Here is a 23,325-nt window from a genome sequence, read left to right on the forward strand (position 1 = left end):
GACGCCGCACTCCCTTCCGCGGTACGCAGACGCGCGCAGCCCCTGCCGCCCGGGGCGGGCGGACCGACGACCGGGAGCTGCACGGCAGGCAGACAGTAGTCGGACGATCACGGAGCGACCAACGACCGCGCCGTACGGAAGGGCGGCGGAAAAGGCGACGCCCCGCCGGTGACCTGTGGTCTCCGGCGGGGCGGGCTGTCTGCGCGGGCGCGGGAATTCGCCCGTTCGGGCGTCGTCAGCCGACGCGCACGCCGAACTGGAAGCTGCCGATGGTGTTCATCGACTCGTAGCGGACGAACGTGCCCGGGTACGGGGCGTGCAGGACGGTGTTGTTGCCCGCGTAGAGGCCCACGTGCTCGGTGTTGTTGAAGAAGACCAGGTCGCCCGGCTTCAGCGCGCTGCGCCCGATGTGGACGCCGTCGTTGACCTGGGTGTACGTGACCCGGGAGATCTGGACGTTGGCCTGGGCGTAGGCCCACTGGGTCAGCCCGGAGCAGTCGAAGGACCCGGGGCCGGTGCCGCCGCGGCCGTACGGCTTGCCCACCTGGGTGGCGGCGGCGTTCAGGGCGGCGGCACCCCAGGCGGAGGCGGGGACCTCCTTGCCCAGGTCGACCCGGTCGCTCGCGGCGCGGCTGGCGCGCTGTTCGTCGTTGCGCATCTTCGTGCGCTCGGCCTGGGTCATCGTGTTGAGCAGGCGCTGCGCCTCGGCCAGCTTGTCCTGGAGCTTCTTCTTCTTCGCGCCGAGTGTCTTGCGCACGTCCGCGAGGTCGCCGAGCTTGTCCTGGGCCTCCTTGCGCTCCTGCGCGAGGACCCGCTGCTTCTCCTGGATCTTCCCCAGGGCCTCGGTCTGCTTGGCCGTCAACTGGTCGAGGGCCGAGGCCTCGTCGAGGAAGCTGTCCGGGTTGGAGGAGAGGAAGAGCTGCACCGACGGGTCGATGCCACCGGAGCGGTACTGCGCGGCGGCGAGCGAACCGAGGCCGTTGCGCAGGTTGTTGATCTCCTGCTGACCGCGGGCCACCTTGTCCTGCAGCGCGCCGACTTCCTTCTCCAGCTTCTGCTGCTTCTCCTTGGCGCCGTAGTACTGCTCATTGGCGGCGCCGGCCTCGTGGTTGAGCTTCTCGACCTTCGCCTTGACCTCGCCCTTGGAGGGCTTCGGGTCGGCGTGGGCCGCCTGGGAGGTCAGGGCCACGGCCGCGGCGGCGGTCGCGGTGAGCACGGTCACACGGGCGCGGCTCGGCTGCTTGGGACGACGGTGGGACGCCACGAAGGCGAGCTCCTTCTTCCTCGAGCCGCCTACCGGGCTGTGGGGGATTCGAATCCCCGGCTCCGTGCACGTCACGGACTCGGCGGTGTCTTCGCCGTCACCCCGGATGGGTGATCAACCGTGCGAAGGTTCGAGGCCCGACCCTAGTGACCAACTTGTGATCAGTTCAAATCCTCACCAGAAAAATCTCGTCACAGACCGCACTTCTTTACCCTTGACGCACGGGGTGTAGCGGCGACCTGACGGTCCGTTCCCTCAATTCCACCGAGACCCGGCAAGTGCCGCTAGACGCGCGAAAGGCGCTTGAGGAGCAAGACGGACGCAACGGGCCTGGCGCCCGCCTTCGCCACTCCGTCGGCGACTTCGCGGTCGGTGGAGACCACCACGACGGGCCTGCCCGGAGGTTCGGCGCGCGCCAGCTGACGGATGAGTTCATCGGCGGTCACGCCGGGCTTGCTGAACAGCACCCGGACCCCGCGCGGCGGTGCGAGCAGCACCGGGGCCGCCAGCTCGGCCCCGTCGAAGACACAGGTCATCTCGGCGCCGGTCTGCGCCGCGAGCACCGCGAGGCCGCCCAGCAGCCGCAGCCGCTGCTTCTCCAGCGGCAGCTGCGGATAGCCGGTCTTGGTGACGTTGTAGCCGTCGACGATCAGATGCGCCTGAGGCAGCGCGAGCAGCTGGTCGAGCAGGGCCGGGTCGGTCTCCGAAAGGGCCCTGGCGGCAATGTCCTTGGGCGACATCCGGCCCGGCTCGACGGCGTCGACACTGTCGGCGGGACGGATCGAGGAGGGCGGCAGGGCCAGTTCGCGCCGGAGCCCGCTCGCCGCGTCGAGCACCGTGTCCAGCAGCAGCCGCAGCCGCATGTCCTCGACCGAGCGGCCCTCCCTGGCGGCCCGGCGGCCCGCCTCCACGGACGCCTCGGCCTCACCGAGCCGCGCCTTGAGCCGACGGCTCTCGCTCTCGGCCGCGGAGACCTGGGCGGCCGTCTCGGACCGTACGGCGTCGGTCTCGGCACGGCTGCGGCGCAGCGCGGCCTCGCCGCGCCTGACCTCGTTGACGGCGCTGCGCAGCTTGCGCTGGAGGGATTCGGCCTCCTTGCGGGCCGCGTCCAGCTCGGCGCGCAGCCGCTCCGTCTCGCTCTTCGTCTGCGAGCGGGCCCGGACGAGCTCCTCGCGCAGCCGCTCCAGTTCGCGGCGGCTCTCCTCGTCGGCGCGCTCGGCGTCCGCGCGCTGGGCCTCCTCGCCGGCGGCGGCGACCAGCTTCACCCAGCCCGACGGACGCAGCACATAGGCCGCCGCGGCCACATCGACGGGGTCGGCGGCGGCAGGCGGCGCACCGGCCTCCAGGGCAGCGGTCAGCTCGGGCTGCCCCTCCTTGAGCCGCTCGCCGATGCGCTGCCGGAACAGCGCGTCGTTCTCCAGGGCGGCCGCCATCGCGTTCCCGGCGAACTTGGCCCGCCGGGTCGGGGTGAAACGGGCGTACTGCCGCAGCTGGGCCGGGAGTTCGGTGACCGTCAGGCCGCCGAACGCGTCCGAGACCAGTGCGACGACCCGCCGCCGTACGCCTTCGGGCAGCGGGCGGTCGAGCGCCTCGACGGCGTCGTCGGCCGCCTCGGCCGACTCGGCGCCGCTATCGGGCTGCTCCACCATCCGTCACCCCAAATGTCTGTGGGCGCGGCTCCGTCAGGAGTCGGCACCCGGCCTGTCCACCAGTTCGATCTGGTCCACCGCATTGCACCAACGACAGCGCACCGACTCGATGGTCTCACTGACCACCTCGCGTTCCTCGACGCTGGACTCACCGGCCAGGTCGAGATGGACATATTCGACGACCTTCGAGGAGCGCGTCACGTCGAAGCGCGTGAGATTTCCGCAGAGCGTGCAGCGCCAGCGAGTCCCGTCGGTCGGCTGGGGAACCGTCGTCATCGTTGCGTCCTCTTTCGTCGAGCCTCTTGCTGCCTTGCTTCAAGGATCTCGCGGTGCGCCGTCGAACTGCGGATGTCCTGCCGTAACCCTACGGCCTCACCGCGTCCCCCCGACACGGCGAGGCGGTCTGTCCCGTTCCCTCCGGTTGCGTCATGCTCTGTTCATGATCGATCGGCGAGCTGTGGCCGGCAGACTGTCCGGCGGACTGCTACGGACGGTCACCGGTGGACCACTGGTGACCCATGCCCTGATCGCGGTCTGCGCCCTGGTCTTCGTGATCAGCCCGCTGTCCGGCTTCAACCCGGTCCCCGGAACCGCCGACGCCCTGCTGGCCGCCCAGGCGGGGTACTTCGAACGGTGGGGCGTGATCCCGAGCGAGCTGTGGGACGGCTCGGCACACGCCCTGCTCGCCCCGCTCACCGCCCTCTTCGTGCACGGCAGCTGGCTGCACCTGCTCGGCAACGTGCTCTTCCTGTACGTGTTCGGGGCGATGACCGAGGAGCGCATGGGCCGGATCGGGTTCACCTTCTTCTACGTCATCAGCGGCTATCTCGCCCTGGTCGCCTACGCGGCCGCCCACGCCACGTCCGACCAGACGCTGGTGGGCGCCTCGGGGGCGATCTCGGCGGTGCTCGGGGCGTTCCTGTACCTCTTCCCCAGGGCCCGGGTCACCAGCCTGTTCCCGTTCCTCTTCTTCCTGCCGCTGCGCTTCCCCGCCTGGATCGTGCTGGTCTTCTGGTTCGTCCTGCAGTGGCTGGCGTTCCGGGGCGCGGGCAGCGGGGGGCCGGGCGTGGCCTATCTGGCCCATGTGGTGGGCTTCGCCCTGGGCTTTCTCTACGCCTGGGGGCGTTACCGGCGTACGGATAGAGTGAAGGCACCAGCCACGGCCACCGAGGGAGAAAGCCAGCCGTGATCACCGCGATCGTGCTCATCAAAACCAGCGTGGACCGGATTCCCGAGATCGCCGAGGCCATCGCCGCGCTGGACAGCGTCAGCGAGGTCTTCTCGGTCACCGGTACGTACGACCTGATCGCCATGGTCCGGGTGGCCAAGCACGACGATCTGGCCGACGTCATCCCCGGCCGGATCAGCAAGATCCCCGGCGTCGAGGCCACCGACACGCATGTGGCGTTCCGTACCTACTCGCAGCACGACCTGGAGGCCGCCTTCGCCATCGGCCTCGACGCGTAGGCACACCCCCACGGCGTGACACTTCGGCGGGGGACGGGCTCGGCTGCCCGTCCCCCGCCGAAGTGCTGTGTGCCCGTCAGAGCTGCGCCGCACCCCGGTCCGGGACGCAGCGGCCGTCCTCGGTGCGGTACTTCCACTGGGCGCCCTTGCTCACCAGTTCCTTGACCGCGCGGACGAAACGCTCGATGTGCTCGTCCGGCGTACCGGCGCCGAAGCTCACCCGGATCGCGTTGAGCGAGAGCTCGCCCGGCCCGGCCTCCGGCGCGCCGCACTCCCCGACCTCCTGCGGGTCGCTGCCCAGCAGGGTGCGGACCAGCGGGTGGGCGCAGAAGAGTCCGTCGCGGACCCCGATGCCGTACTCGGCGGAAAGGGCGGCGGCGAAGTGCGAGCTGTTCCAGCCCTCCACCACGAAGGAGATGACGCCGACCCGCGGGGCCTCGTCGCCGAACAGCGAGAGCACCTTGACCTCGGGGACCTCGGCCAGGCCGGTCCGGACCGCGCCCACGAGGTGCTGCTCCCGGGCGACCAGGTTGTCGAAGCCCGCCTCGGTGAGCGCCTTGCAGGCGGAGGCGATGGAGTACACCCCGATGACGTTGGGGGAACCGGCCTCGTGGCGGGCGGCGGTGGAGTGCCATTCGACGTCCACGCCGCCGTCGGTGCGACGGGCGACCTTGCGCGAGGCGCCGCCGCCCGCGAGGTAGGGCTCGGCCTGCTGCAGCCAGTCGGACCGGCCGGCGAGGACGCCCGAGCCGAAGGGCGCGTACAGCTTGTGTCCGGAGAAGGCGACCCAGTCGACGTCCAGCTCGGCGATGTCGACGGGGTGGTGCGGGGCGAGCTGCGCGGCGTCCAGCACGATCCGGGCACCGTGCGCGTGCGCGGCGGCGGCCAGCTCCTTCACCGGCCACAGCTCGCCGGTGACGTTGGAGGCACCGGTGACGCAGACCAGCGCGGGGCCGTAGGGGTCGCGGTCGGCGAGGGCCCGCTCCAGCGTCTCGACGGCCTGGGCGGGGGTGCGCGGGGCGTTCAGGTAGGTCACCCGGGCGTCGCGCCACGGCAGCAGCGAGGCGTGGTGCTCGGTCTCGTACACGAAGACCTGGCAGTCGGCCGGGACGACCGCGGCCAGCAGGTTCAGCGAGTCGGTGGTCGAGCGGGTGAAGATCACCTGGTCGTCGGCGCGGCAGCCGAGGAACTCCGCGACCGTCGCGCGGCTGTTCTCGAAGAGGTCCGTGGAGAGCTGCGAGAGGTAACCGGCCCCTCGGTGGACGCTGCCGTAGTACGGGGCGTACGCGGCGACATCGTCCCAGACGCGCTGGAGGGCGGGGGCGCTGGCGGCGTAGTCGAGAGCGGCGTAGGTGACCTCACCACCCGTGACCAGCGGAACCGTCACATCCTTACCCAGAACCGGCAGAGGGGCACAAAGCGACTGGTCGGCGGCAGCGGTGAAGACAGACATGGCGAACTCCCGTAAGAGGCAGGCGAATTGCATGCGCCGGCGGATACGCGGCAGCGCAGCGGAGAGAAAAGGGGTGTGCGGAGGAGGGCCGACGGCCCTATCGCATTCGCGTGCTCACAAGAGACTCCCTAGGGACCAGGACCCCGGGGGTTGGCATTCACAGATGCCGAGGGGCCCGCGCTTGCCGCAGACCTCGCTGCCTACGGCCTGGTCTTCACCCGGGGCACCCCGCCACGGACGGAGGGTTGCCGGACAGCGGGCCGGGGCCGTAGTCGCTGTCACTCATGACCTGACCAGCATCTTGCCATACGCACAAAGACGCGCAAGGCGCAGTCCAGGATCCGGACTGCGCCCTGCGCCACATTTCCGCCTGTTTCAGGCGTTGCTGGCCGCCACCCAGCGCTCCAGCACCCGTGCCGCCGCCCCGGAGTCGATGGACTCGGCGGCCTTCGCCATCCCGGCCGCGAGCTGCTCGTTCAGCGTGCCGTCCGCCGCGTCCAGCGCCACCAGCGCCGCCGCCGAGTTGAGCAGCACGGCATCGCGCGCCGGTCCCCGCTCGCCGCCCAGCACCCGGCGGGCCACATCGGCGTTGTACGAGGCGTCCGCACCGCGCAGGGCCTGCACGGGCACCAGTTCCAGACCGACGTCGCGCGGGTCGAACGCCTCCTCGCGCACCGCTCCGTCCCGGACCACCCAGACCCGCGAGGTCGCGGTCGTCGTCAGCTCGTCCAGACCGTCGTCGCCGCGGAAGACCAGCGCCGAATTGCCCCGCCCGGCCAGCACCCCGGCGACGATGGGCGCCATCTTCAGGTCGGCCACGCCGACGGCCTGCGCACGCACCCGGGCCGGGTTGGTGAGCGGCCCGAGGATGTTGAACGTCGTCGGCGCGCCGAGCTCCTTGCGGGCCCTGGAGACGTGGCGCAGGGCGGGGTGGAACTTCACCGCGAAGCAGAAGGTGATGCCCGCCTCCTCGGCGACCTCGACGACCCGCTGCGCGGAGAGGTCCAGGTTGACGCCGAGCTTCTCCAGCACATCGGAGGAACCGCTCGCCGACGAGGAGGCGCGGTTGCCGTGCTTGACGACCTTGGCGCCGGTGCCGGCGATGACGATCGCCGACATGGTGGAGATGTTGACCGTCTTGGCGAGGTCGCCGCCGGTGCCGACGATGTCGACCGTACGACCGGGTACGTGGATGGTCTTGGCGTGCTCGTACATCGCCCGTACCAGGCCGGACACCTCGTCGATCGTCTCGCCCTTGGCCCGCAGCGCCACCGCGAACCCGGCGATCTGCACATCGGTCGCCTCGCCGCTCATGATGCGGTCCATCGCCCACGCGGTGTCGTCGGCGGTGAGGTTCTCACCGCGCAGCAGGGGGTTCAGCATGCCGGGCCAGGAACGGTCCGCCACGCTGTCGCCGCCGATCGGGGTCACAACGTTCATGGTCCGCTCCTGGGTCCACAGCCGGTAAAAGGGATGCCTCCACCCTATCGAGCGCCGGGGACGGCAAAGAGCCCCGTCCATCGAATGGACGGGGCTCCTGCTGTGGCGATCAGTTCAAGCGATCAGTGGTGACCGTGGCCGCTGGTGATCTCCTTGTACTCCTCGGCGGTGGGCTTGGCGATCTGGTTGTCCTCGCCGAAGTAGCCCTTGCTGAGCCGGGCCCGCAGCTTCTGCAGGGCCGACACCTTGCGCTCGACACCGTTCTCGTCGACCGTCGGGCCGATCTCGACCGGCTTGTACTGCTCGTGCGCGGTGAGCGTGTGCAGCTGCCCGGGGCTGAGCGGCTCGTGGATCTCGACGAACTCACCGTGCGGCAGGCGCTTGATGATGCCGGACTCGCGCCCGTGCAGCACCTTCTCCTTGTCGCGGCGCTGGAGGCCGAGGCAGATCCGCCGGGTGGCGATGAACGCGAGGACCGGGCCGACGAAGATGAAGATCCGGACGAACCAGGAGATGGCGTTCAGCGACAGGTGGAAGTGCGTGGCCCACAGGTCGTTGCCACCGCCGATGAAGACGATGACGTACTCGGTGATCCAGGCGACGCCGAAGGCCGTCCGGGTCGGGGCGTTGCGCGGGCGGTCCAGGATGTGGTGCTCGCGCTTGTCGCCGGTGACCCAGGACTCGACGAACGGGTAGACCGCGATGATCGCGAGCACCAGTCCGAAGGCCATCAGCGGGATGAACACACCCAGTACGAGCGTGTGACCCCAGAGGTTGATCTCCCAGCCCGGCATCACTCGGATCAGACCCTCGGCGAAGCCCATGTACCAGTCGGGCTGGGCGCCGGTGGACACCTGGTCCGGGCGGTACGGGCCGATGGCCCAGATCGGGTTGATCGAGGCGATGGCCGCGATGACGGCGATGATGCCGAAGACCAGGAAGAAGAAACCGCCGGCCTTCGCCATGTACACCGGCAGCAGCGGCATGCCGACGACGTTCTTGTTGGTGCGGCCGGGACCCGCGAACTGCGTGTGCTTGTGGTAGAAGACCAGGATCAGGTGCGCCACCAGCAGACCGAGCATGATGCCCGGCAGCAGCAGGATGTGGATCGAGTAGAACCGGGCGACGAAGTCGTGACCGGGGAACTCTCCGCCGAACAGGAACATCGAGATGTACGTGCCGACGATCGGCATCGACAGGATCGCGCCCTGGGTGAAGCGGACACCCGTACCGGACAGCAGGTCGTCCGGGAGCGAGTAGCCGGTGAAGCCGGTGAACATGCCCAGCACGAACAGCAGGAAGCCGAACAGCCAGTTGATCTCACGCGGCTTGCGGAACGCACCCGTGAAGAAGACGCGCATCATGTGCACGAACATGCCGGCCAGGAAGATCAGCGCGGCCCAGTGGTGGATCTGCCGGACCAGCAGACCACCGCGGACGTCGAAGCTGATGTCCAGCGTCGAGGCGTAGGCCTCGGACATCCGGATGCCCTGCATCGGCTCGTACGAGCCGTGGTACACGACCTCGTTCATGCTCGGGTGGAAGAACAGCGTCAGGTACACACCCGTGAGGATGATGATGATGAAGCTGTAGAGGGCGATCTCACCGAGCATGAAGGACCAGTGGTCCGGGAAGATCTTGCGCATGTTGGCCTTGGCCAGGGAGTAGATCCCGAGCCGGCCGTCCGCCCAGTCGGCCACCCGCTCACCGGCGGGCGCCTTGCGCTGTGTGTCGGTCGCAGTACTCATCCGCGCTCCCAGAATGCAGGACCGACGGGCTCTTCGAAGTCACCGAGCGCCTCGAGGTTGCCCTCACTGTTCACACCGATCCGCAGCTGCGGAAGGGCGTGACCGGCCGGACCGAAGATGACGCGGGCGCCGTCGGAGAGGTCGAAGGTGGACTGGTGGCACGGGCAGAGCACGTGGTGCGTCTGCTGCTCGTACAGGCTGATCGGGCAGCCGACGTGCGTGCAGATCTTGGAGAAGGCCACGATTCCCTCGTGGGCCCACTCGCGCTCGCGCTTGTCCTTGATGTTCTCCGGCTGGATACGGATGATCATCAGCGCGGCCTTGGCGATCTGGTTCTGGAAGTCCTCCGCGTCCTCCTTCAGGCCCTCGGGCATGGCGAAGGTCAGCGAACCGACGGCGACGTCCTCGGGACGCAGCGGCTCCATCGTGTTCATGTTGATGAGCTGCTTGCCCTTGGCCCACAGGGTGTTGCGGAGCTTCTTCTCCGGCAGCGGACCGAGGTCGCGCAGCAGCACCACACCGGAGAGCGGCACCAGGGCCAGCGCGCCGAACATGGTGTTGCGGATCAGCTTGCGCCGACCGAACGCGGACTCCTCGGCACCTGCCGCGAAGTCCGCCAGGACCTTCGCCTTGACCTCGGGCTCGGCCTCGATGGCGTGCCGGTCGTCGGCGACCTCCACGTCGGACATCAGCGTGCGCGCCCAGTGGACGGCGCCGGCGCCGATCGCGAAGAGGGCCACGCCCAGGGTCAGACCCAGGGAGAAGTTGAGCGCGCTCACATGGCCGAAGGGCCAGATGTACACGATCTTGTCGACCGGGAAGATGACGTACGAGGCGATGAAGCCGATCGTCGCCAGCATGGACAGCGTGAACATGAACGCGACGGCGCGCTCGGAGCGCTTCGCGGCCCGTTCGTCGATGTCCTGGATGCGCGGCTTGTGGGCCGGCAGCCCCGGGTCGGCGAACGGGTCGTCCGCGACCTCTACCGCGCCGTGCGCGGTGTCCTGCTCAGCGGGCAGGTTCTCGTCTGGAATCTCTTGGCTACTCATGACTTCTTGGCCTTAGCGGTGTGGGCCGCGACCCAAATGGCAACTGCGATCAGTGCGCCGAGCCCGAAGATCCAGGCGAACAGCCCCTCGCTGACCGGCCCCAGGCCGCCCAGCTTCAGACCACCCGGGTTCTCCGACTGGGCGCTGTTGACGGTCTGGATGTACGCGATGATGTCCCGCTTCTGCTGCTCGGGCATCGTCGTGTCCGGGAAGGACGGCATGCTCTGCGGGCCGGTCTGCATGGCCTCGTAGATGTGCTTCGGGTCCACGCCTTCAAGGCTGGGCGCGTACTTGCCGTTCGTCAGCGCGCCGCCCTCACCGGTGAAGTTGTGGCACTGCGCGCAGTTGGTACGGAACAGGTCGCCACCCTTGGCGATGTCCGCACCTTCAGGGCTGACCATGTCCTTGGTCGGAATGATCGGACCGGCGCCGAGCGACGCGACGTACGCCGCGAGCTGATCGATCTGCGCCTGGTTGTAGATGACCTTCTTCTTCGGCACCTGGGCGCCGGGCTGCTGCGCCGGCATACGGCCCGTACCGACCTGGAAGTCAACGGCGGCGGAGCCCACGCCGACCAGGCTCGGCCCGTCGGTGGTGCCCTGACCGCCGGTTCCGTGGCAGCTGGCGCAACCGACGGAGTACAGCTTCTTGCCCTCGTCGATGGCGAGGGACTGGGCGGTTTCGTCGGCCTGCGCCTTACTCGCGGGCGCAAACGCGGCGTACAGCCCCCCAGTGGCCGCCAGCGCGAGGAGTAGTACGACGACCGCCGCCAACGGATGGCGTCGTCGTGCGGAGAGCTTTTTCACGGATTACCCCGGTGTCAGGATCTTCTGCGTCGATGCTGGATGTGGTTCGGGTTCGAGCCCGGTTACTTGATCATGTAGATCGTGGCGAAGAGGCCGATCCATACGACATCGACGAAGTGCCAGTAATAGGACACGACGATGGCGGCGGTCGCCTGTTCGTGGGTGAACCTCTTGGCTGCGTATGTCCTGCCCAGAACGAGCAGGAAGGCGATGAGACCGCCTGTCACATGCAGACCGTGGAAGCCGGTGGTCAGGTAGAACACCGAGCCGTACGGGTCGGAGGACAGCGAGAGGCCGTCCTTCTTCACCAGCTCGGTGTACTCGAAGACCTGGCCTCCGATGAAGATCGCACCCATCACGAAAGTGATCACGAACCAGGCACGGAGCTTCTTCACATCGCCCCGCTCCGCGGCGAAGACGCCGAGCTGGCAGGTGAGTGAGGAGAGCACCAGGATCGTGGTGTTCGTCGCCGAGAACGGGAAGTTCAGGGCCGAAGCCATTTCCTTCCAGTGGTCCGGTCCCATCACCGATCGCAGGGTGAAGTACATCGCGAAGAGGGCCGCGAAGAACATCAGCTCGGAACTCAACCAGATGATGGTTCCGACGCTGGTGAGGTTCGGTCGATTGACCGACGGGTGCGCGTGCCCGGTTTCTACTGTCGTTGCTGTCGCCACGACCGACATTATGTCGGTCGCTTATCCCGCCCTCACCCCGGGGGGTGCCGTTCGGTGTGTCAGGCGGGTGTGTCCTCCCCGAACGGCCCATGGATCCGCTGTCCCGGGCGGTGCTGACAGGACGTCGGGCGGAGTACGATCCGCGCATCGGTTCATGCCCGGAAAGCCCCGAAGACACAGATGTCACGGAGGAACAATGCAGCCGACCGCCACGGTCCTGGTCTACAGCGACGACGCCAACACCCGTGAGCAGGTGAGGCTGGCAGCCGGGCACAGGCCCGCGGCCGATGTGCCACCGGTGGAATTCCTGGAATGCGCCACGCTGCCCGCCGTGCTGGAGGCGCTGGACCGCGGCGGCATCGACGTCTGCGTGCTGGACGGCGAGACGGCGCCCGCGGGCGGCATGGGCGTCTGCCGGCAGATCAAGGACGAGATCTTCCACTGCCCGCCGGTACTGCTGCTGATCGGGCGCCCCCAGGACGCCTGGCTGGCCACCTGGAGCCGTGCGGACGCCGCGGTGACCCTGCCGGTCGAACCGGTCGAGTTCGCGGACGCCCTGGCCGCCCTGCTGCGCAGCAGGGACTGCGTGAACGCCTGAGTCCCGCCGCGGTTTCGTCCGTGGCCCCATGGAGGGGCAGCGCACTCCCCGGTCCGGTCAGACCTCGGGGCGCAGTCGCGCCGCCTGGATCGTGTCCGTACGGTCCGGCGTGGTGTTCTTCTGCAGGGCGCTGCCCTTCAGCCATTTGGCCCAGGACAGGTTCCAGTCCCCGTAGCCGTTGTCGAACGGCGTCATCGTCTCGCCCTGGCTGCCCACGACCGTGACGATGTCGCCCTGGCGCACGGTGTTGTAGAACCACTCGGCCTGGCTGGTGCTCATGCCCGTACAGCCGTGGCTGACGTTCGCGTACCCCTGCGAGCCGGTGGACCAGGGGGCCGCGTGCACGTACTCGCCGCTCCAGGTGACGCGCGTCGCGTAGTAGACCAGCAGGTCGTACGAGTCGGAGGAGCCCTCCGCGATACCGATCGTCTCCCCGCGCATACGTACGTTGTACTCCTTGCCCAGCACGACCTTGACGCCGTTTCGGGTGGAGAAGCCGGGCTTGCCGGTCGTGACCGGAATGGTGTTGATCACTTTCCCGTTGCGCTTGACCGTCATCGAGTGCGCCGCGGCGTCCGTCACGGCCTCGATGCGGTCGCCCGTGGTGAGCCTCAGCGCCTTCGTGGGGGCGCCGTAGAGGGCGTCGGTGACCTTGACCCCGGCCAGGCCGCTGGTGACGTCGATGGTGGCCCTGGCGGGCCAGTAGTCCTTGGGGCGGTAGTGCAGGGTCTTGTCGTCGACCCAGTACCAGGAACCGGTCACGGCGGGTGTCGAGCGGACCCTGAGGGCGCGCTCGACGTTGGCCCTGGACGCCTTGTCCTTGATCGGAGCGCTGAGTTCCGCCGTGATGGGCTGTCCGACGCCGTAGGTGCCCGCCTGGGGGCCGAAGGCGACCTTCAGGAACTTCTTGGCGGAGGTGGTTCCGAAAGAGAGCGTACGGCCGCCCGGAGCGCCGTCGTCGTCCTCCGTGCTGACCCGCACGGTGTACCGGGCGCCGGCGGCGAGCGGGAGGGTGGAGTGCCACCGCTTCCCGTCGGCGTCGAGTTCGCCCGCGAGGTGGCGGCCCGTCGTGTCGACGGCCGACACGTCCGTGATCCGGCCGTCGTCGCCGTTGACCGTGACCTCCAGCGGCTTGCCGGGGTCGACCTTCCCGTCGCCGTCCGACGCGTTGGAGGAGATCTCGTCCACAGCGTCGTACGGCTTCTCCGCGAGCGGATGGCCGCCGGACCCGCCACAGGCGGTCATGCCTGCGGCCAGGGTCACGACCAGCAAGGTGCAGCCCACTGCGGGGCGGATGCGCGGCGTGTGGTTCATGGACCCACGCTATGAAAGTTCATCCGTATCAGCGCGCGGTGTGACTGCAAACGGGGGACCCGCACTCCTCTCGGTGGAGAAGTGCGGGCCCCCCGTCAGGTGGAGCGGTGACGCGAGGTCACTGGGTGCGGTTCTCACCGCGGTAGTACTCGAAGACCCAGCCGAAGAGACCGATCAGGATGACCGGGGCCGAGAAGTAGAGCAGCCACCAGCCGAAGATGATTCCCATGAAGGCGAGGGCACCGCCGACCGCCAGCGAGAGCGGCTGCCAGCTGTGCGGGGAGAAGAACCCCACCTCGCCGGCCTCGTCCGCGACGTCGGCTTCCTTGTTGTCCTGCGCCAGGGCGTCGACCCGCCGGGCCGTGAAGGCCAGGTAGAAGCCGATCATGACGCTCAGCCCGAAGGCCAGGACGAGTGCGGTGGTACCGGCCGGCTCCTTCGACCACACGCCGTACGTGACGGCCATGGCGAGGATGAAGACGCTCAGCCAGATGAACATCTTGCCCTGGATCTTCACTTGCCGGCCTCCTTGCCACCAGCGAGGGCCTTGTCATCCTCGGAGTGGTGCTCCAGCTGCTCGAGCGCCGCGATCTCCGGGTGATGCAGGTCGAACGCCGGGGATTCGGAACGGATCCGCGGCAGGGTGAGGAAGTTGTGCCGCGGCGGCGGGCAGGAGGTCGCCCACTCCAGCGAACGGCCGTAGCCCCACGGGTCGTCGACCTCGATCTTCTTGCCGTACTTGGCGGTCTTCCACACGTTGTAGAAGAACGGCAGCATCGACAGGCCGAGCAGGAACGAGGAGATCGTCGAGATCGTGTTCAGCGCGGTGAAGCCGTCCGCGGCGAGGTAGTCCGCGTAACGACGCGGCATTCCCTCGGCACCGAGCCAGTGCTGCACCAGGAACGTGCCGTGGAAGCCCACGAACAGCGTCCAGAACGTGATCTTGCCGAGCCGCTCGTCCAGCATCTTGCCGGTGAACTTCGGCCACCAGAAGTGGAATCCGGAGAACATCGCGAAGACCACGGTGCCGAAGATGACGTAGTGGAAGTGCGCGACGACGAAGTACGAGTCCGACACGTGGAAGTCCATCGGGGGCGATGCCAGGATCACGCCGGTCAGACCACCGAAGGTGAAGGTGATCAGGAAGCCGACGGCCCAGAGCATCGGTGTCTCGAAGGACAACGACCCCTTCCACATCGTGCCGATCCAGTTGAAGAACTTCACACCGGTCGGTACCGCGATGAGGAAGGTCATGAACGAGAAGAACGGCAGCAGCACACCGCCCGTGACGTACATGTGGTGCGCCCACACGGTCACGGAGAGGCCCGCGATGGCGATCGTCGCGCTGATCAGGCCGATGTAGCCGAACATCGGCTTCCGGCTGAACACCGGAATCACTTCGGAAATGATTCCGAAGAATGGCAAGGCGATGATGTACACCTCTGGATGGCCGAAGAACCAGAAGAGGTGTTGCCAGAGCAATGCGCCGCCATTGGCCGCGTCGAAGACATGCGCCCCGAATTTACGGTCCGCCTCCAGCGCGAAGAGCGCGGCGGCGAGGACCGGGAAGGCCAGCAGGACCAGCACACCGGTCAGCAGGACGTTCCAGACGAAGATCGGCATGCGGAACATCGTCATGCCGGGAGCGCGCATGCAGATGATCGTGGTGATGAAGTTGACCGAACCGAGGATCGTGCCGAAGCCGGAGAAGGCCAGACCCATGATCCACATGTCGGCGCCGACACCCGGCGACCGGACCGCGTCCGAGAGCGGGGAGTAGGCGAACCAGCCGAAGTCCGCCGCACCCTGCGGGGTGAGGAAGCCGGCCACCGCGATGATCGAACCGAAGAGGTACAGCCAGTACGCGAACATGTTCAGCCGCGGGAACGCCACGTCGGGCGCGCCGATCTGCAGCGGCATGATCCAGTTCGCGAATCCGGCGAACAGCGGCGTCGCGAACATCAGCAGCATGATCGTGCCGTGCATCGTGAACGCCTGGTTGAACTGCTCGTTCGACATGATCTGCGTGCCGGGACGGGCCAGTTCGGCGCGCATGAAGAGCGCCATCAGACCGCCGATGCAGAAGAACGCGAACGATGTGACCAGGTACATCGTGCCGATCGTCTTGTGGTCAGTGGTGGTCAGCCACTTGATGACGACGTTTCCCGGCTGCTTCCGCCGGACCGGCAGCTCGTCCTCGTACGAGTCGTCTGCTGCCGCGGCACCCTGAGGTTCGTTGAGGATGCTCACAGTTTGTTCGTCTCCGCATTCCTGGCCGGGTCAGTCTGCTCGATGCCGGCCGGCACGTAGCCCGTCTGGCCCTTCTTCGCCAGCTCCTTGAGGTGCGCCTGGTAGCGCTCCGGGGAGACGACCTTGACGTTGAAGAGCATCCGGGAGTGGTCGGCGCCGCAGAGCTCGGCGCACTTGCCCATGAAGGTGCCCTCCTGGTTGGGAGTCACCTCGAAGGCGTTGGTGTGGCCCGGAAAGACGTCCTGCTTCATGAGGAACGGCACCACCCAGAAGGAGTGGATGACGTCCCGCGAAGTCAGAACGAAGCGGACCTTCTCGCCCTTCGGCAGCCACAGGGTCGGACCCGGGTTGCCGTTCTGCGGGTTCCGCGTTCCCGGGATGCCGAAGTCGTAGACGCCTTCCGCACCCTTGGGGAAGTCCTTCTGGAACCGGTTGGGGATGGCATCGAGCTCCTTGGGGATCACGTTGCCCGTGGCGGTCGAGCCGTCCACGTTCTCGATGTAGTTGAAGCCCCAGCTCCACTGATAGCCGACCACGTTGATGGTGTGGGCCGGCTTCGGAGAGAGCGAAAGGATCTTCGATTCATCGCGCGCGGTGAAGTAGAACAACACCGAGACGATGATCAGAGGGACCACGGTGTACAGCGCCTCGATGGGCATGTTGTACCTGGTCTGCGGAGGAACCTCGACCTTGGTGCGGCTGCGCCGGTGGAAGATGACGCTCCACAGGATCAGGCCCCAGACCAGCACGCCCGTGGCGAGCGCTGCCGCCCACGAGCCCTGCCAGAGGGAAAGGATCCGTGGTGCCTCTTCTGTTACCGGCGTGGGCATACCAAGGCGGGGGAAGTCCTTGTATGTGCAACCGGTGGCGGTCGCCAGGATCAGGCCCGCAGTCAGCACCTGCGGCAGCTTCCGCCGCATCGGGCGCCGCGACGAGCGGTCGGAGCCGTTGGGACTCACGTAGCGCCTTCCCGAGAGTCTCGCCCGCGCGGTCGGCGCGGCCGTCTTTCTGGTCGGTCGCCGCCCTGACGCGGGCAGGGGTTTGGATGTTTATGCGGACCAAACCCTACTGGACGCTATTTGGGGTCGCGCGGGGAGGGTGCCCAACGCGCCGTCCGACTCCCCGAAGGGGTGGAATACGGGCCTCCGAGCACCATCTGACGCCCCCTCGTGGGCGGCCCGTCCCCGGGTCCGGGCCCGGCTCGGGCTAGCGTGGCCGCGTGCCCTACTTCGACACCGCATCCTCCGCTCCCCTGCACCCCGTCGCACGTCAGGCGCTGCTTGCCGCGCTGGACGAGGGCTGGGCCGACCCGGCCAGGCTCTACCGCGAGGGACGGCGGGCCCGGCTGCTGCTGGACGCCGCCCGGGAGGCCGCCGCCGAGGCCGTCGGATGCCGTCCGGACGAGCTCACATTCACCCCTTCGGGGACCCGGGCGGTGCACTCGGGGATGTCCGGGGCTCTCGCGGGACGTCGGCGTGTCGGCCGCCATCTGGTCGTCTCCTCGGTCGAACACTCGTCGGTGCTCCATTCGGCGGCCGCCCATGAGGCCCAGGGCGGATCGGTCTCCGAGGTCCCGGTGGACCGGTCGGGGGCGGTGAGCACGGCGGCGTTCGCGGACGCGCTGCGCGAGGACACCGCGCTGGCCTGTCTGCAGTCCGCCAATCACGAGGTCGGCACCGAGCAGCCGGTGGCCGGGGTCGCGGAGGTCTGCCGGGCGGCGGGGGTGCCGCTGCTGGTGGACGCCGCGCAGTCGCTGGGCCGGGAGCCGGTGCCGGACGGCTGGTCGCTGCTGGTGGGCAGCGCGCACAAATGGGGCGGGCCCTCCGGCGTCGGGCTGCTGGCGGTGCGCAAGGGGGTGCGGTTCGCCGCTCAAGGACCGGCCGACGAGCGGGAGTCGGGACGGGCGGCGGGTTTCGAGAACATTCCGGCGATCGTCGCCGCGGCGGCGTCGCTGCGCGCCGTGCGGGCCGAGGCCGCGGCCGAGTCCGTACGGCTGCGGGCCCTGGTGGACCGCATCAGGGCCACGGTGGCGGAGACGGTGCCCGATGTGGAGGTGGTCGGCGACCCGGTGCGGCGACTGCCGCACCTGGTGACCTTCTCCTGTCTCTATGTCGACGGGGAGACACTGCTGCACGAGCTGGACCGGGCCGGGTTCTCCGTGTCGTCCGGCTCGTCCTGCACCAGCAGCACGCTGACGCCGAGCCATGTGCTCAGGGCCATGGGAGTGCTGTCGGAGGGGAACGTACGGGTGTCGCTGCCGAACGGCACCGCCGAGGAGGACGTCGACCGCTTCCTGGACGTGCTGCCCCGGGTGGTGGCGGAGGTACGGCAGAGGCTGGGCGCGCCCGCTGCGGTGCCCCCCTCCCCCGCCCCGGCCGCGTCCCTGGTGGTCGACGCGCTCGGGAAGCGGTGCCCGATCCCGGTGATCGAGCTCGCAAAGGTGATCGGGGAGGTGCCGCCGGGCGGGACGGTGACCGTGCTCTCCGACGACGAGGCGGCACGCCTGGACATCCCGGCCTGGTGCGCCATGCGCGAGCAGGAGTACGTGGGCGAGGAGCCGGCGGACCGCGGCTCGGCCTATGTGGTCCGCCGGCTCGTCTGAGCCCGTCCGCCGGATCAGCCCAGGTGCGTGCGGACCTCGGCGGCGGCCTCGTCGCCGTACGCCTTGGTGAAGCGGTCCATGAAGTGGGTGCGGCGCAGGGTGTACTCCTGGGTGCCGACCGTCTCGATGACCAGGGTGGCCAGCATGCAGCCGACCTGGGCGGCGCGCTCCAGGCCGACGCCCCAGGCGAGACCGGAGAGGAAACCGGCCCGGAAGGCGTCGCCGACGCCGGTCGGGTCGGCCTTGATCTCCTCCTCCGGGCAGCCGACCTCGATCGGCTCCTGGCCGGCGCACTCGATGCGCACGCCACGGGCGCCGAGGGTGGTGACCCGGTGGCCGACCTTGGCCAGGATCTCCTCGTCGGTCCAGCCGGTCTTGGACTCGATGAGCCCCTTCTCGTACTCGTTGGAGAAGAGGTACGTGGCGCCGTCCAGGAGGATCCGGATCTCGTCGCCGTCCATCCGCGCGATCTGCTGCGAGAAGTCCGCGGCGAACGGGATGCCGCGGGAGCGGCACTCCTCGGTGTGGCGGAGCATCCCCTCGGGGTCGTCGGCGCCGATCGAGACCAGGTCGAGGCCGCCGACCCGGTCGGCGACGGCCTTCAGCTCGATGAGCCGGGCCTCGCTCATCGCACCGGTGTAGAAGGAACCGATCTGGTTGTGGTCGGCATCCGTCGTGCAGACGAAGCGGGCGGTGTGCAGGACCTCGGAGATCCGGACCGACCCGGTGTCGACGCCGTGGCGGTCGAGCCAGGCGCGGTACTCGTCGAAGTCGGAGCCGGCTGCGCCGACCAGGATCGGCTCCGTGCCCAGCAGGCCCATGCCGAAGCAGATGTTGGCGGCGACACCGCCCCGGCGCACGTCGAGGTTGTCGACCAGGAAGGAGAGCGAGACCGTGTGCAGCTGATCCGCGACCAGCTGGTCGGCGAAACGGCCGGGGAAGGTCATGAGGTGATCGGTGGCGATGGAGCCGGTGACTGCGATTCGCACGGGGAGACTGCTCCTGCGGAGATCGGGGGGAACGGGTGACTGTGTTCCCGGGGCGGCGTGACAGTTCACGCTACCGGTTCCCCGGACCCGCCCTGAAGGGGGAAAAACTACCCGATAGTAGGGCTTTCTTCCTGTGGCCTGCGGTGCCTACGGTGCGGTTATGTCGAACCACATCGCCACGCGCGAGTCCGAGATCAGCCTGGCCGAGCTGCGCGGTGACTGCGCGCGGATGGCTCCGCACTGGGTGGCCCACCCGAAGTCTGCCCCCGTTCCGGTCGCGCCGTCCCGGATTCACGGGGTCACCGTGCCCGCCGCCTCCGCCCGGCTGATCGACGCCATGTCCGACTACGGCGACTGAGAGGCGCCGAAGACCGGTACCGATCGCGCCTGACGCCCCGCGCGGGAAACCTGCGGGAACCGTGCGCGCCGCTGCCCCGTCCCATCGTTGTCCCCGATCCGGGGGCGGACGACAGGCCGGGCGACGGCATGTGACGGCAATGCAGGCGAAGGAGCGATCCGGTGAGCACCGAGCGACCCGACAACGACGTGACCGGCCCCCGGCGGCGTTCGCCGCTCGCCGTGGCCTCGGTGGCGGCAGCCGTACTGCTGGCCGGTGGCGGTGGCGCGTACTGGGCGGCGACCGCGGCCGACGGCGACGGCAGGTCCGGCGGCAGCGCGGACGCCGACGGGCGGCGTACCCCGCCCCCGCTGGCCCTGGGCGGGCACGCGGGCACTCCGACGGCGCCCGAGAGTCCCGGAGGCCCCCCACGGGGCATCGCGCCGGGCGAGCCCGATCCGAACGGCGGCCGGGTGGTCTACCGCGCGTCCGGCAAGCTGCCCGAGGGGCCGCGCACGGCTGCCGTGCAGCGCGCGGAGGGGACCGTCTCCGCGGCCGAGGTGGCCCGGCTGGCGAAGGCGCTGGGGCTGGCGGGCACGCCGCAGGCGGAGGAGACGTACTGGAAGGTGGGGTCCGACGGGGACGGTTCGGGCCCGGTCCTGCGGGTGGAGAAGCAGGCTCCGGGCACCTGGAGCTTCACCCGGTACGGCTCCGGCGGTACGGACAACTGCCAAAAAGCGACGGTCTGTTCGGGCGAGCAGCCGGCTCCGGGCGGCGGCTCCCCGGTGAGCGAGAGCGCCGCCAGGGCTGCCGCGACACCGGTGCTGAAGGCGGCGGGCCAGGACGACGCCGCGCTGGACACCCGCCAACTCATGGGTTCGGTACGGGTGGTGAACGCCGACCCGAAGGTGGACGGCCTTCCCACGTACGGCTGGTCGACCGGGATCCAGGTGGGCCCGGACGGTGAAGTGGTCGGCGGCAGCGGGCAGTTGAAGGGCCTGGCGAAGGGCGACAGCTATCCGGTGATCGGCGCGGCCGGGGCACTGGAGCAGCTGAACGGTTCGGCGCCCGGCACGGGTACGCGCGCGGACATCGGCGGATGCGCCGCCCCCGTACCACTGGACGAAGGCCGAAAGACGCCGAAGGCCCACTGCGGGGCGCGGACCGGGGCGGAGCGGCCGACGACGACCGTGACGGTCGAGAAGGCGGTGTTCGGACTGGCGGTGCAGTACGTGGCGGGCAAGCAGACGCTCGTACCGTCCTGGCTCTTCTCGGTGCGGCCGGCCGCCGGCGGCCTGGGCACCACGGTGTCGCAGGTCGCCGTGGCCCCGTCGTACCTGGCGAAGAACGCACCCTCGACGACCGCCCCCGTACCGGCCCCGACGCCTTCCCCGGGGAACGCGGAGAAGTCCCGCCAGTCGCTGTCGTACAGCGCCGACGGGCGGACCCTGTCGGTGACGTTCTGGGGCGGGGTGTGCAGTGCGTACACCGCGAGCGCGACCGAGGGCGCGGACCGGGTGACCGTGAGGGTGACGGAGTCGAAGCAGCCCGGGAAGAAGGTCTGCATCATGATCGCCAAGGAGCTGACCCGGAAGGTGACGCTCGACGCGCCGCTCGGCGACCGGAGGGTGGTCGACGCGGCGTCGGGCGCCGACGTACCCCGCGGCTGAGAGCCGGACCCTCGGATACGACGACGGCGGTCCCGGAATCCGGGGCCGCCGCCGTTGTGTCGTTCCGCGCGCCGCCCTCGGGCGTGCGCGCCGCCTTCAGGACTCAGCTGAAGGAGTCGCCGCAGGCGCAGGAGCCCGTGGCGTTGGGGTTGTCGATCGTGAAGCCCTGCTTCTCGATGGTGTCGACGAAGTCGATGGAGGCGCCGCCCAGGTACGGAGCGCTCATCCGGTCGGTGACGACCTTGACGCCGTCGAAGTCCTTCACGACGTCACCGTCGAGCGAACGCTCGTCGAAGAAGAGCTGGTAGCGCAGGCCCGAGCAGCCGCCGGGCTGGACGGCGACGCGCAGCGCCAGGTCGTCACGGCCTTCCTGCTCCAGCAGGCCCTTGACCTTGGCTGCGGCGGCGTCGGACAGGAGGATGCCGTCGCTCACGGTGGTGGTCTCGTCCGATACGGACATCTGCTTCTCTCCCGGGTTGTACGGAGACTGCTTGCCGACGTTGCAACCGTCGGGACCGCGGATTCATTCCGGGCCGAGCGCTTGCCTGTTCCAATCATGCTCGCACACCGGTCGGCCGGGGGGATGCGTCACATCGACACTATGGCCATCGTCAAAGTGACGTGAACCGGATATGATAGATAGCGTCAATTAGACGAAAAGGCTTTCGCAGAAGCTTTCAGCAGAGAAGAAAGGGTGCGTGACGTGACCACGGCCCACCCCGTCCAGGATCTCGACGTCCAGCCGACGCCCCTCGCCCTGCTCCTGCTCGGCCGTGAGGCCGACCCGAGGAGCGAGCGCGGCGTCGAATGCCCCGGCGACCTGCCATCCCCGTCCGACCCGGACCTGGTGGAGCGTGCCCGTGCGGCCAAGGCGAAGCTCGGGGACAAGGTGTTCGTCCTCGGCCACCACTACCAGCGCGACGAGGTCATCCAGTTCGCCGATGTCACCGGCGACTCGTTCAAGCTCGCCCGGGACGCGGCCGCGCGGCCGGAGGCCGAGTACATCGTCTTCTGCGGCGTGCACTTCATGGCCGAGTCCGCGGACATCCTGACCACCGAGGACCAGAAGGTCGTGCTGCCGGACCTGGCGGCGGGCTGCTCCATGGCCGACATGGCCACCGCCGAGCAGGTCGCCGAGTGCTGGGACGTGCTGACCGAGGCCGGGGTCGCCGAGCAGGTCGTACCCGTCTCGTACATGAACTCCTCCGCCGACATCAAGGCCTTCACCGGGCGGCACGGCGGCACGATCTGTACCTCGTCCAATGCGAAGCGGGCGCTGGAGTGGGCCTTCGAGCAGGGCGAGAAGGTCCTCTTCCTGCCCGACCAGCACCTGGGCCGGAACACCGCGGTCCGGGACATGGGGATGTCGCTGGAGGACTGCGTCCTCTACAACCCGCACAAGCCGGGCGGCGGCCTGACCGCCGAGGAGCTGCGCGACGCGAAGATGATCCTGTGGCGCGGGCACTGCTCGGTGCACGGCCGTTTCTCGGTCGAGTCCGTCAATGACGTCCGCGAGCGGATACCGGGCGTCAACGTCCTGGTGCACCCCGAGTGCAAGCACGAGGTCGTGGCGGCGGCGGACTACGTCGGCTCGACGGAGTACATCATCAAGGCCCTGGAGGCGGCCCCGGCCGGCTCGAAGTGGGCGATCGGCACCGAGCTGAACCTGGTGCGCCGCCTGGCGAACCGGTTCGCGGCCGAGGACAAGGAGATCGTCTTCCTCGACAAGACGGTCTGCTTCTGCTCGACGATGAACCGCATCGACCTGCCGCATCTGGTGTGGGCGCTGGAGTCGCTGGCCGAGGGCAACCTGGTCAACCGGATCGAGGTCGACCCGGAGACGGAGAAGTACGCCAAGCTCGCGCTGGAGCGGATGCTGGCGCTGCCGTAGGGACCCCGGCGTACAGGAAGGCCCCGGTTACCTCGGTGCCGGGGCCTTCCGCTCGCGTACGGGCACGAAACGCCCCCAAGGGCCGTTTTCCTCCATATGGCACTCGAACAGCCCTCTCCGTGGC

General features: G+C 68.9%; 22 protein-coding genes and 1 riboswitch. Of the genes, 7 read left to right on the forward strand and 15 right to left on the reverse strand.

Going from position 1 to position 23,325, the window contains the following annotated elements:
• Positions 1-235: 235 nt before the first annotated feature.
• From ACFV8T_RS13215 to ACFV8T_RS13225, 3 genes are all read right to left on the reverse strand, one after another.
• Positions 236-1,264, reverse strand: a complete 1,029-nt coding sequence (locus tag ACFV8T_RS13215; RefSeq protein ID WP_385327071.1) for an NlpC/P60 family protein — start codon at positions 1,262-1,264, stop codon at positions 236-238.
• 284 nt (positions 1,265-1,548) lie between these two features.
• Positions 1,549-2,910, reverse strand: a complete 1,362-nt coding sequence (locus ACFV8T_RS13220; RefSeq protein ID WP_385327369.1) for an NYN domain-containing protein — start codon at positions 2,908-2,910, stop codon at positions 1,549-1,551.
• A gap of 36 nt (positions 2,911-2,946) precedes the next feature.
• Entirely contained in the window at positions 2,947-3,189 is a 243-nt protein-coding gene (locus ACFV8T_RS13225) for a hypothetical protein (RefSeq protein WP_014156692.1), read from the reverse strand.
• Positions 3,190-3,352: 163 nt separating this feature from the next.
• Here ACFV8T_RS13225 and ACFV8T_RS13230 point away from each other — a divergent pair, with 163 nt between their 5' ends.
• Positions 3,353-4,102 carry a rhomboid family intramembrane serine protease gene (locus tag ACFV8T_RS13230; protein ID WP_385327073.1) on the forward strand — a complete coding sequence of 250 codons (750 nt, stop codon included), beginning with the start codon at positions 3,353-3,355 and terminating at the stop codon, positions 4,100-4,102.
• Positions 4,099-4,380 (forward strand): Lrp/AsnC family transcriptional regulator, encoded by a 282-nt coding sequence (locus ACFV8T_RS13235; RefSeq protein WP_093543818.1) that lies wholly within the window; start codon positions 4,099-4,101, stop codon positions 4,378-4,380. Before ACFV8T_RS13230 ends, ACFV8T_RS13235 begins: the two co-directional genes overlap by 4 nt.
• Positions 4,381-4,456: 76 nt before the next feature.
• Here ACFV8T_RS13235 and ACFV8T_RS13240 read toward each other — a convergent pair whose 3' ends face one another.
• From ACFV8T_RS13240 to ACFV8T_RS13265, 6 genes are all read right to left on the reverse strand, one after another.
• Entirely contained in the window at positions 4,457-5,833 is a 1,377-nt protein-coding gene (locus ACFV8T_RS13240) for an aminotransferase class V-fold PLP-dependent enzyme (RefSeq protein WP_385327075.1), read from the reverse strand.
• A gap of 172 nt (positions 5,834-6,005) precedes the next feature.
• A riboswitch (SAM riboswitch) is annotated at positions 6,006-6,123 on the reverse strand.
• 85 nt (positions 6,124-6,208) lie between these two features.
• Positions 6,209-7,273 (reverse strand): anthranilate phosphoribosyltransferase, encoded by a 1,065-nt coding sequence (gene trpD, locus ACFV8T_RS13245; RefSeq protein WP_385327076.1) that lies wholly within the window; start codon positions 7,271-7,273, stop codon positions 6,209-6,211.
• 122 nt (positions 7,274-7,395) lie between these two features.
• On the reverse strand, positions 7,396-9,021 hold the full coding sequence (locus ACFV8T_RS13250; protein WP_385327077.1) for a cytochrome bc complex cytochrome b subunit: 1,626 nt from the start codon (positions 9,019-9,021) through the stop codon (positions 7,396-7,398).
• Positions 9,018-10,070, reverse strand: a complete 1,053-nt coding sequence (locus ACFV8T_RS13255; RefSeq protein ID WP_385327079.1) for a Rieske 2Fe-2S domain-containing protein — start codon at positions 10,068-10,070, stop codon at positions 9,018-9,020. The genes ACFV8T_RS13250 and ACFV8T_RS13255 overlap by 4 nt, the downstream gene beginning before the upstream one ends.
• On the reverse strand, positions 10,067-10,876 hold the full coding sequence (locus ACFV8T_RS13260) for a c-type cytochrome (protein ID WP_385327080.1): 810 nt from the start codon (positions 10,874-10,876) through the stop codon (positions 10,067-10,069). Before ACFV8T_RS13260 ends, ACFV8T_RS13255 begins: the two co-directional genes overlap by 4 nt.
• A 62-nt stretch (positions 10,877-10,938) precedes the next feature.
• The gene (locus ACFV8T_RS13265) at positions 10,939-11,559 is read right to left on the reverse strand and encodes a heme-copper oxidase subunit III (RefSeq protein WP_030933584.1); all 621 of its coding nucleotides are present in this window, start codon (positions 11,557-11,559) and stop codon (positions 10,939-10,941) included.
• A 187-nt stretch (positions 11,560-11,746) separates the two neighbouring features.
• Here ACFV8T_RS13265 and ACFV8T_RS13270 point away from each other — a divergent pair, with 187 nt between their 5' ends.
• Positions 11,747-12,148 (forward strand): hypothetical protein, encoded by a 402-nt coding sequence (locus tag ACFV8T_RS13270; RefSeq protein ID WP_266420305.1) that lies wholly within the window; start codon positions 11,747-11,749, stop codon positions 12,146-12,148.
• A gap of 57 nt (positions 12,149-12,205) precedes the next feature.
• On the opposite strand, the gene ACFV8T_RS13275 is transcribed toward ACFV8T_RS13270, so the two are convergent.
• The 4 genes from ACFV8T_RS13275 to coxB all read right to left on the reverse strand — a co-directional run bounded on the left by ACFV8T_RS13275 (position 12,206) and on the right by coxB (position 16,671).
• On the reverse strand, positions 12,206-13,462 hold the full coding sequence (locus tag ACFV8T_RS13275) for an Ig-like domain-containing protein (protein ID WP_385327081.1): 1,257 nt from the start codon (positions 13,460-13,462) through the stop codon (positions 12,206-12,208).
• 118 nt (positions 13,463-13,580) lie between these two features.
• A complete protein-coding gene (locus ACFV8T_RS13280; protein ID WP_385327083.1) occupies positions 13,581-13,979 on the reverse strand; it encodes a cytochrome c oxidase subunit 4 in 399 nt (132 codons plus the stop codon).
• On the reverse strand, positions 13,976-15,712 hold the full coding sequence (gene ctaD / locus ACFV8T_RS13285) for a cytochrome c oxidase subunit I (RefSeq protein ID WP_385327085.1): 1,737 nt from the start codon (positions 15,710-15,712) through the stop codon (positions 13,976-13,978). Before ctaD ends, ACFV8T_RS13280 begins: the two co-directional genes overlap by 4 nt.
• A complete protein-coding gene (gene coxB, locus ACFV8T_RS13290; protein WP_385327086.1) occupies positions 15,709-16,671 on the reverse strand; it encodes a cytochrome c oxidase subunit II in 963 nt (320 codons plus the stop codon). The genes ctaD and coxB overlap by 4 nt, the downstream gene beginning before the upstream one ends.
• Positions 16,672-16,931: 260 nt before the next feature.
• Between coxB and ACFV8T_RS13295 the strand changes: the two genes are divergently transcribed.
• Positions 16,932-18,314, forward strand: a complete 1,383-nt coding sequence (locus ACFV8T_RS13295) for a cysteine desulfurase/sulfurtransferase TusA family protein (RefSeq protein WP_385327088.1) — start codon at positions 16,932-16,934, stop codon at positions 18,312-18,314.
• Positions 18,315-18,328: 14 nt separating this feature from the next.
• Here ACFV8T_RS13295 and ACFV8T_RS13300 read toward each other — a convergent pair whose 3' ends face one another.
• Positions 18,329-19,303: a carbohydrate kinase family protein gene (locus ACFV8T_RS13300; RefSeq protein ID WP_385327089.1), complete on the reverse strand. Its 975-nt coding sequence runs from the start codon at positions 19,301-19,303 to the stop codon at positions 18,329-18,331.
• A 160-nt stretch (positions 19,304-19,463) separates the two neighbouring features.
• On the opposite strand from ACFV8T_RS13300, the gene ACFV8T_RS13305 reads away from it, so the two are divergent.
• Both ACFV8T_RS13305 and ACFV8T_RS13310 read left to right on the forward strand, forming a co-directional pair.
• Positions 19,464-19,661 carry a hypothetical protein gene (locus ACFV8T_RS13305; RefSeq protein WP_266420286.1) on the forward strand — a complete coding sequence of 66 codons (198 nt, stop codon included), beginning with the start codon at positions 19,464-19,466 and terminating at the stop codon, positions 19,659-19,661.
• A gap of 161 nt (positions 19,662-19,822) precedes the next feature.
• Positions 19,823-21,310 (forward strand): hypothetical protein, encoded by a 1,488-nt coding sequence (locus ACFV8T_RS13310; RefSeq protein ID WP_385327090.1) that lies wholly within the window; start codon positions 19,823-19,825, stop codon positions 21,308-21,310.
• A gap of 103 nt (positions 21,311-21,413) precedes the next feature.
• On the opposite strand, the gene ACFV8T_RS13315 is transcribed toward ACFV8T_RS13310, so the two are convergent.
• A complete protein-coding gene (locus tag ACFV8T_RS13315; protein ID WP_030933606.1) occupies positions 21,414-21,770 on the reverse strand; it encodes an iron-sulfur cluster assembly accessory protein in 357 nt (118 codons plus the stop codon).
• Positions 21,771-22,004: 234 nt separating this feature from the next.
• Between ACFV8T_RS13315 and nadA the strand changes: the two genes are divergently transcribed.
• Positions 22,005-23,201 carry a quinolinate synthase NadA gene (gene nadA, locus ACFV8T_RS13320; protein ID WP_385327092.1) on the forward strand — a complete coding sequence of 399 codons (1,197 nt, stop codon included), beginning with the start codon at positions 22,005-22,007 and terminating at the stop codon, positions 23,199-23,201.
• The last annotated feature ends 124 nt before the right edge of the window (positions 23,202-23,325 follow it).

The organism is Streptomyces sp. NPDC059832 (genome assembly GCF_042731715.1).
Lineage (GTDB): Bacteria > Actinomycetota > Actinomycetes > Streptomycetales > Streptomycetaceae > Streptomyces.

What these genes read in the sequence shown, in the direction of transcription:
- ACFV8T_RS13225 (WP_014156692.1), bottom strand. Translation starts at nt 3,189, where the DNA reads ATGACGACGGTTCCCCAGCCGACCGACGGGACTCGCTGGCGCTGCACG.
- ACFV8T_RS13230 (WP_385327073.1), top strand. Translation starts at nt 3,353, where the DNA reads ATGATCGATCGGCGAGCTGTGGCCGGCAGACTGTCCGGCGGACTGCTA.
- ACFV8T_RS13240 (WP_385327075.1), bottom strand. Translation starts at nt 5,833, where the DNA reads ATGTCTGTCTTCACCGCTGCCGCCGACCAGTCGCTTTGTGCCCCTCTG.
- trpD (WP_385327076.1), bottom strand. Translation starts at nt 7,273, where the DNA reads ATGAACGTTGTGACCCCGATCGGCGGCGACAGCGTGGCGGACCGTTCC.
- ACFV8T_RS13250 (WP_385327077.1), bottom strand. Translation starts at nt 9,021, where the DNA reads ATGAGTACTGCGACCGACACACAGCGCAAGGCGCCCGCCGGTGAGCGG.
- ACFV8T_RS13255 (WP_385327079.1), bottom strand. Translation starts at nt 10,070, where the DNA reads ATGAGTAGCCAAGAGATTCCAGACGAGAACCTGCCCGCTGAGCAGGAC.
- ACFV8T_RS13265 (WP_030933584.1), bottom strand. Translation starts at nt 11,559, where the DNA reads ATGTCGGTCGTGGCGACAGCAACGACAGTAGAAACCGGGCACGCGCAC.
- ACFV8T_RS13270 (WP_266420305.1), top strand. Translation starts at nt 11,747, where the DNA reads ATGCAGCCGACCGCCACGGTCCTGGTCTACAGCGACGACGCCAACACC.
- ACFV8T_RS13275 (WP_385327081.1), bottom strand. Translation starts at nt 13,462, where the DNA reads ATGAACCACACGCCGCGCATCCGCCCCGCAGTGGGCTGCACCTTGCTG.
- ACFV8T_RS13305 (WP_266420286.1), top strand. Translation starts at nt 19,464, where the DNA reads ATGTCGAACCACATCGCCACGCGCGAGTCCGAGATCAGCCTGGCCGAG.
- ACFV8T_RS13315 (WP_030933606.1), bottom strand. Translation starts at nt 21,770, where the DNA reads ATGTCCGTATCGGACGAGACCACCACCGTGAGCGACGGCATCCTCCTG.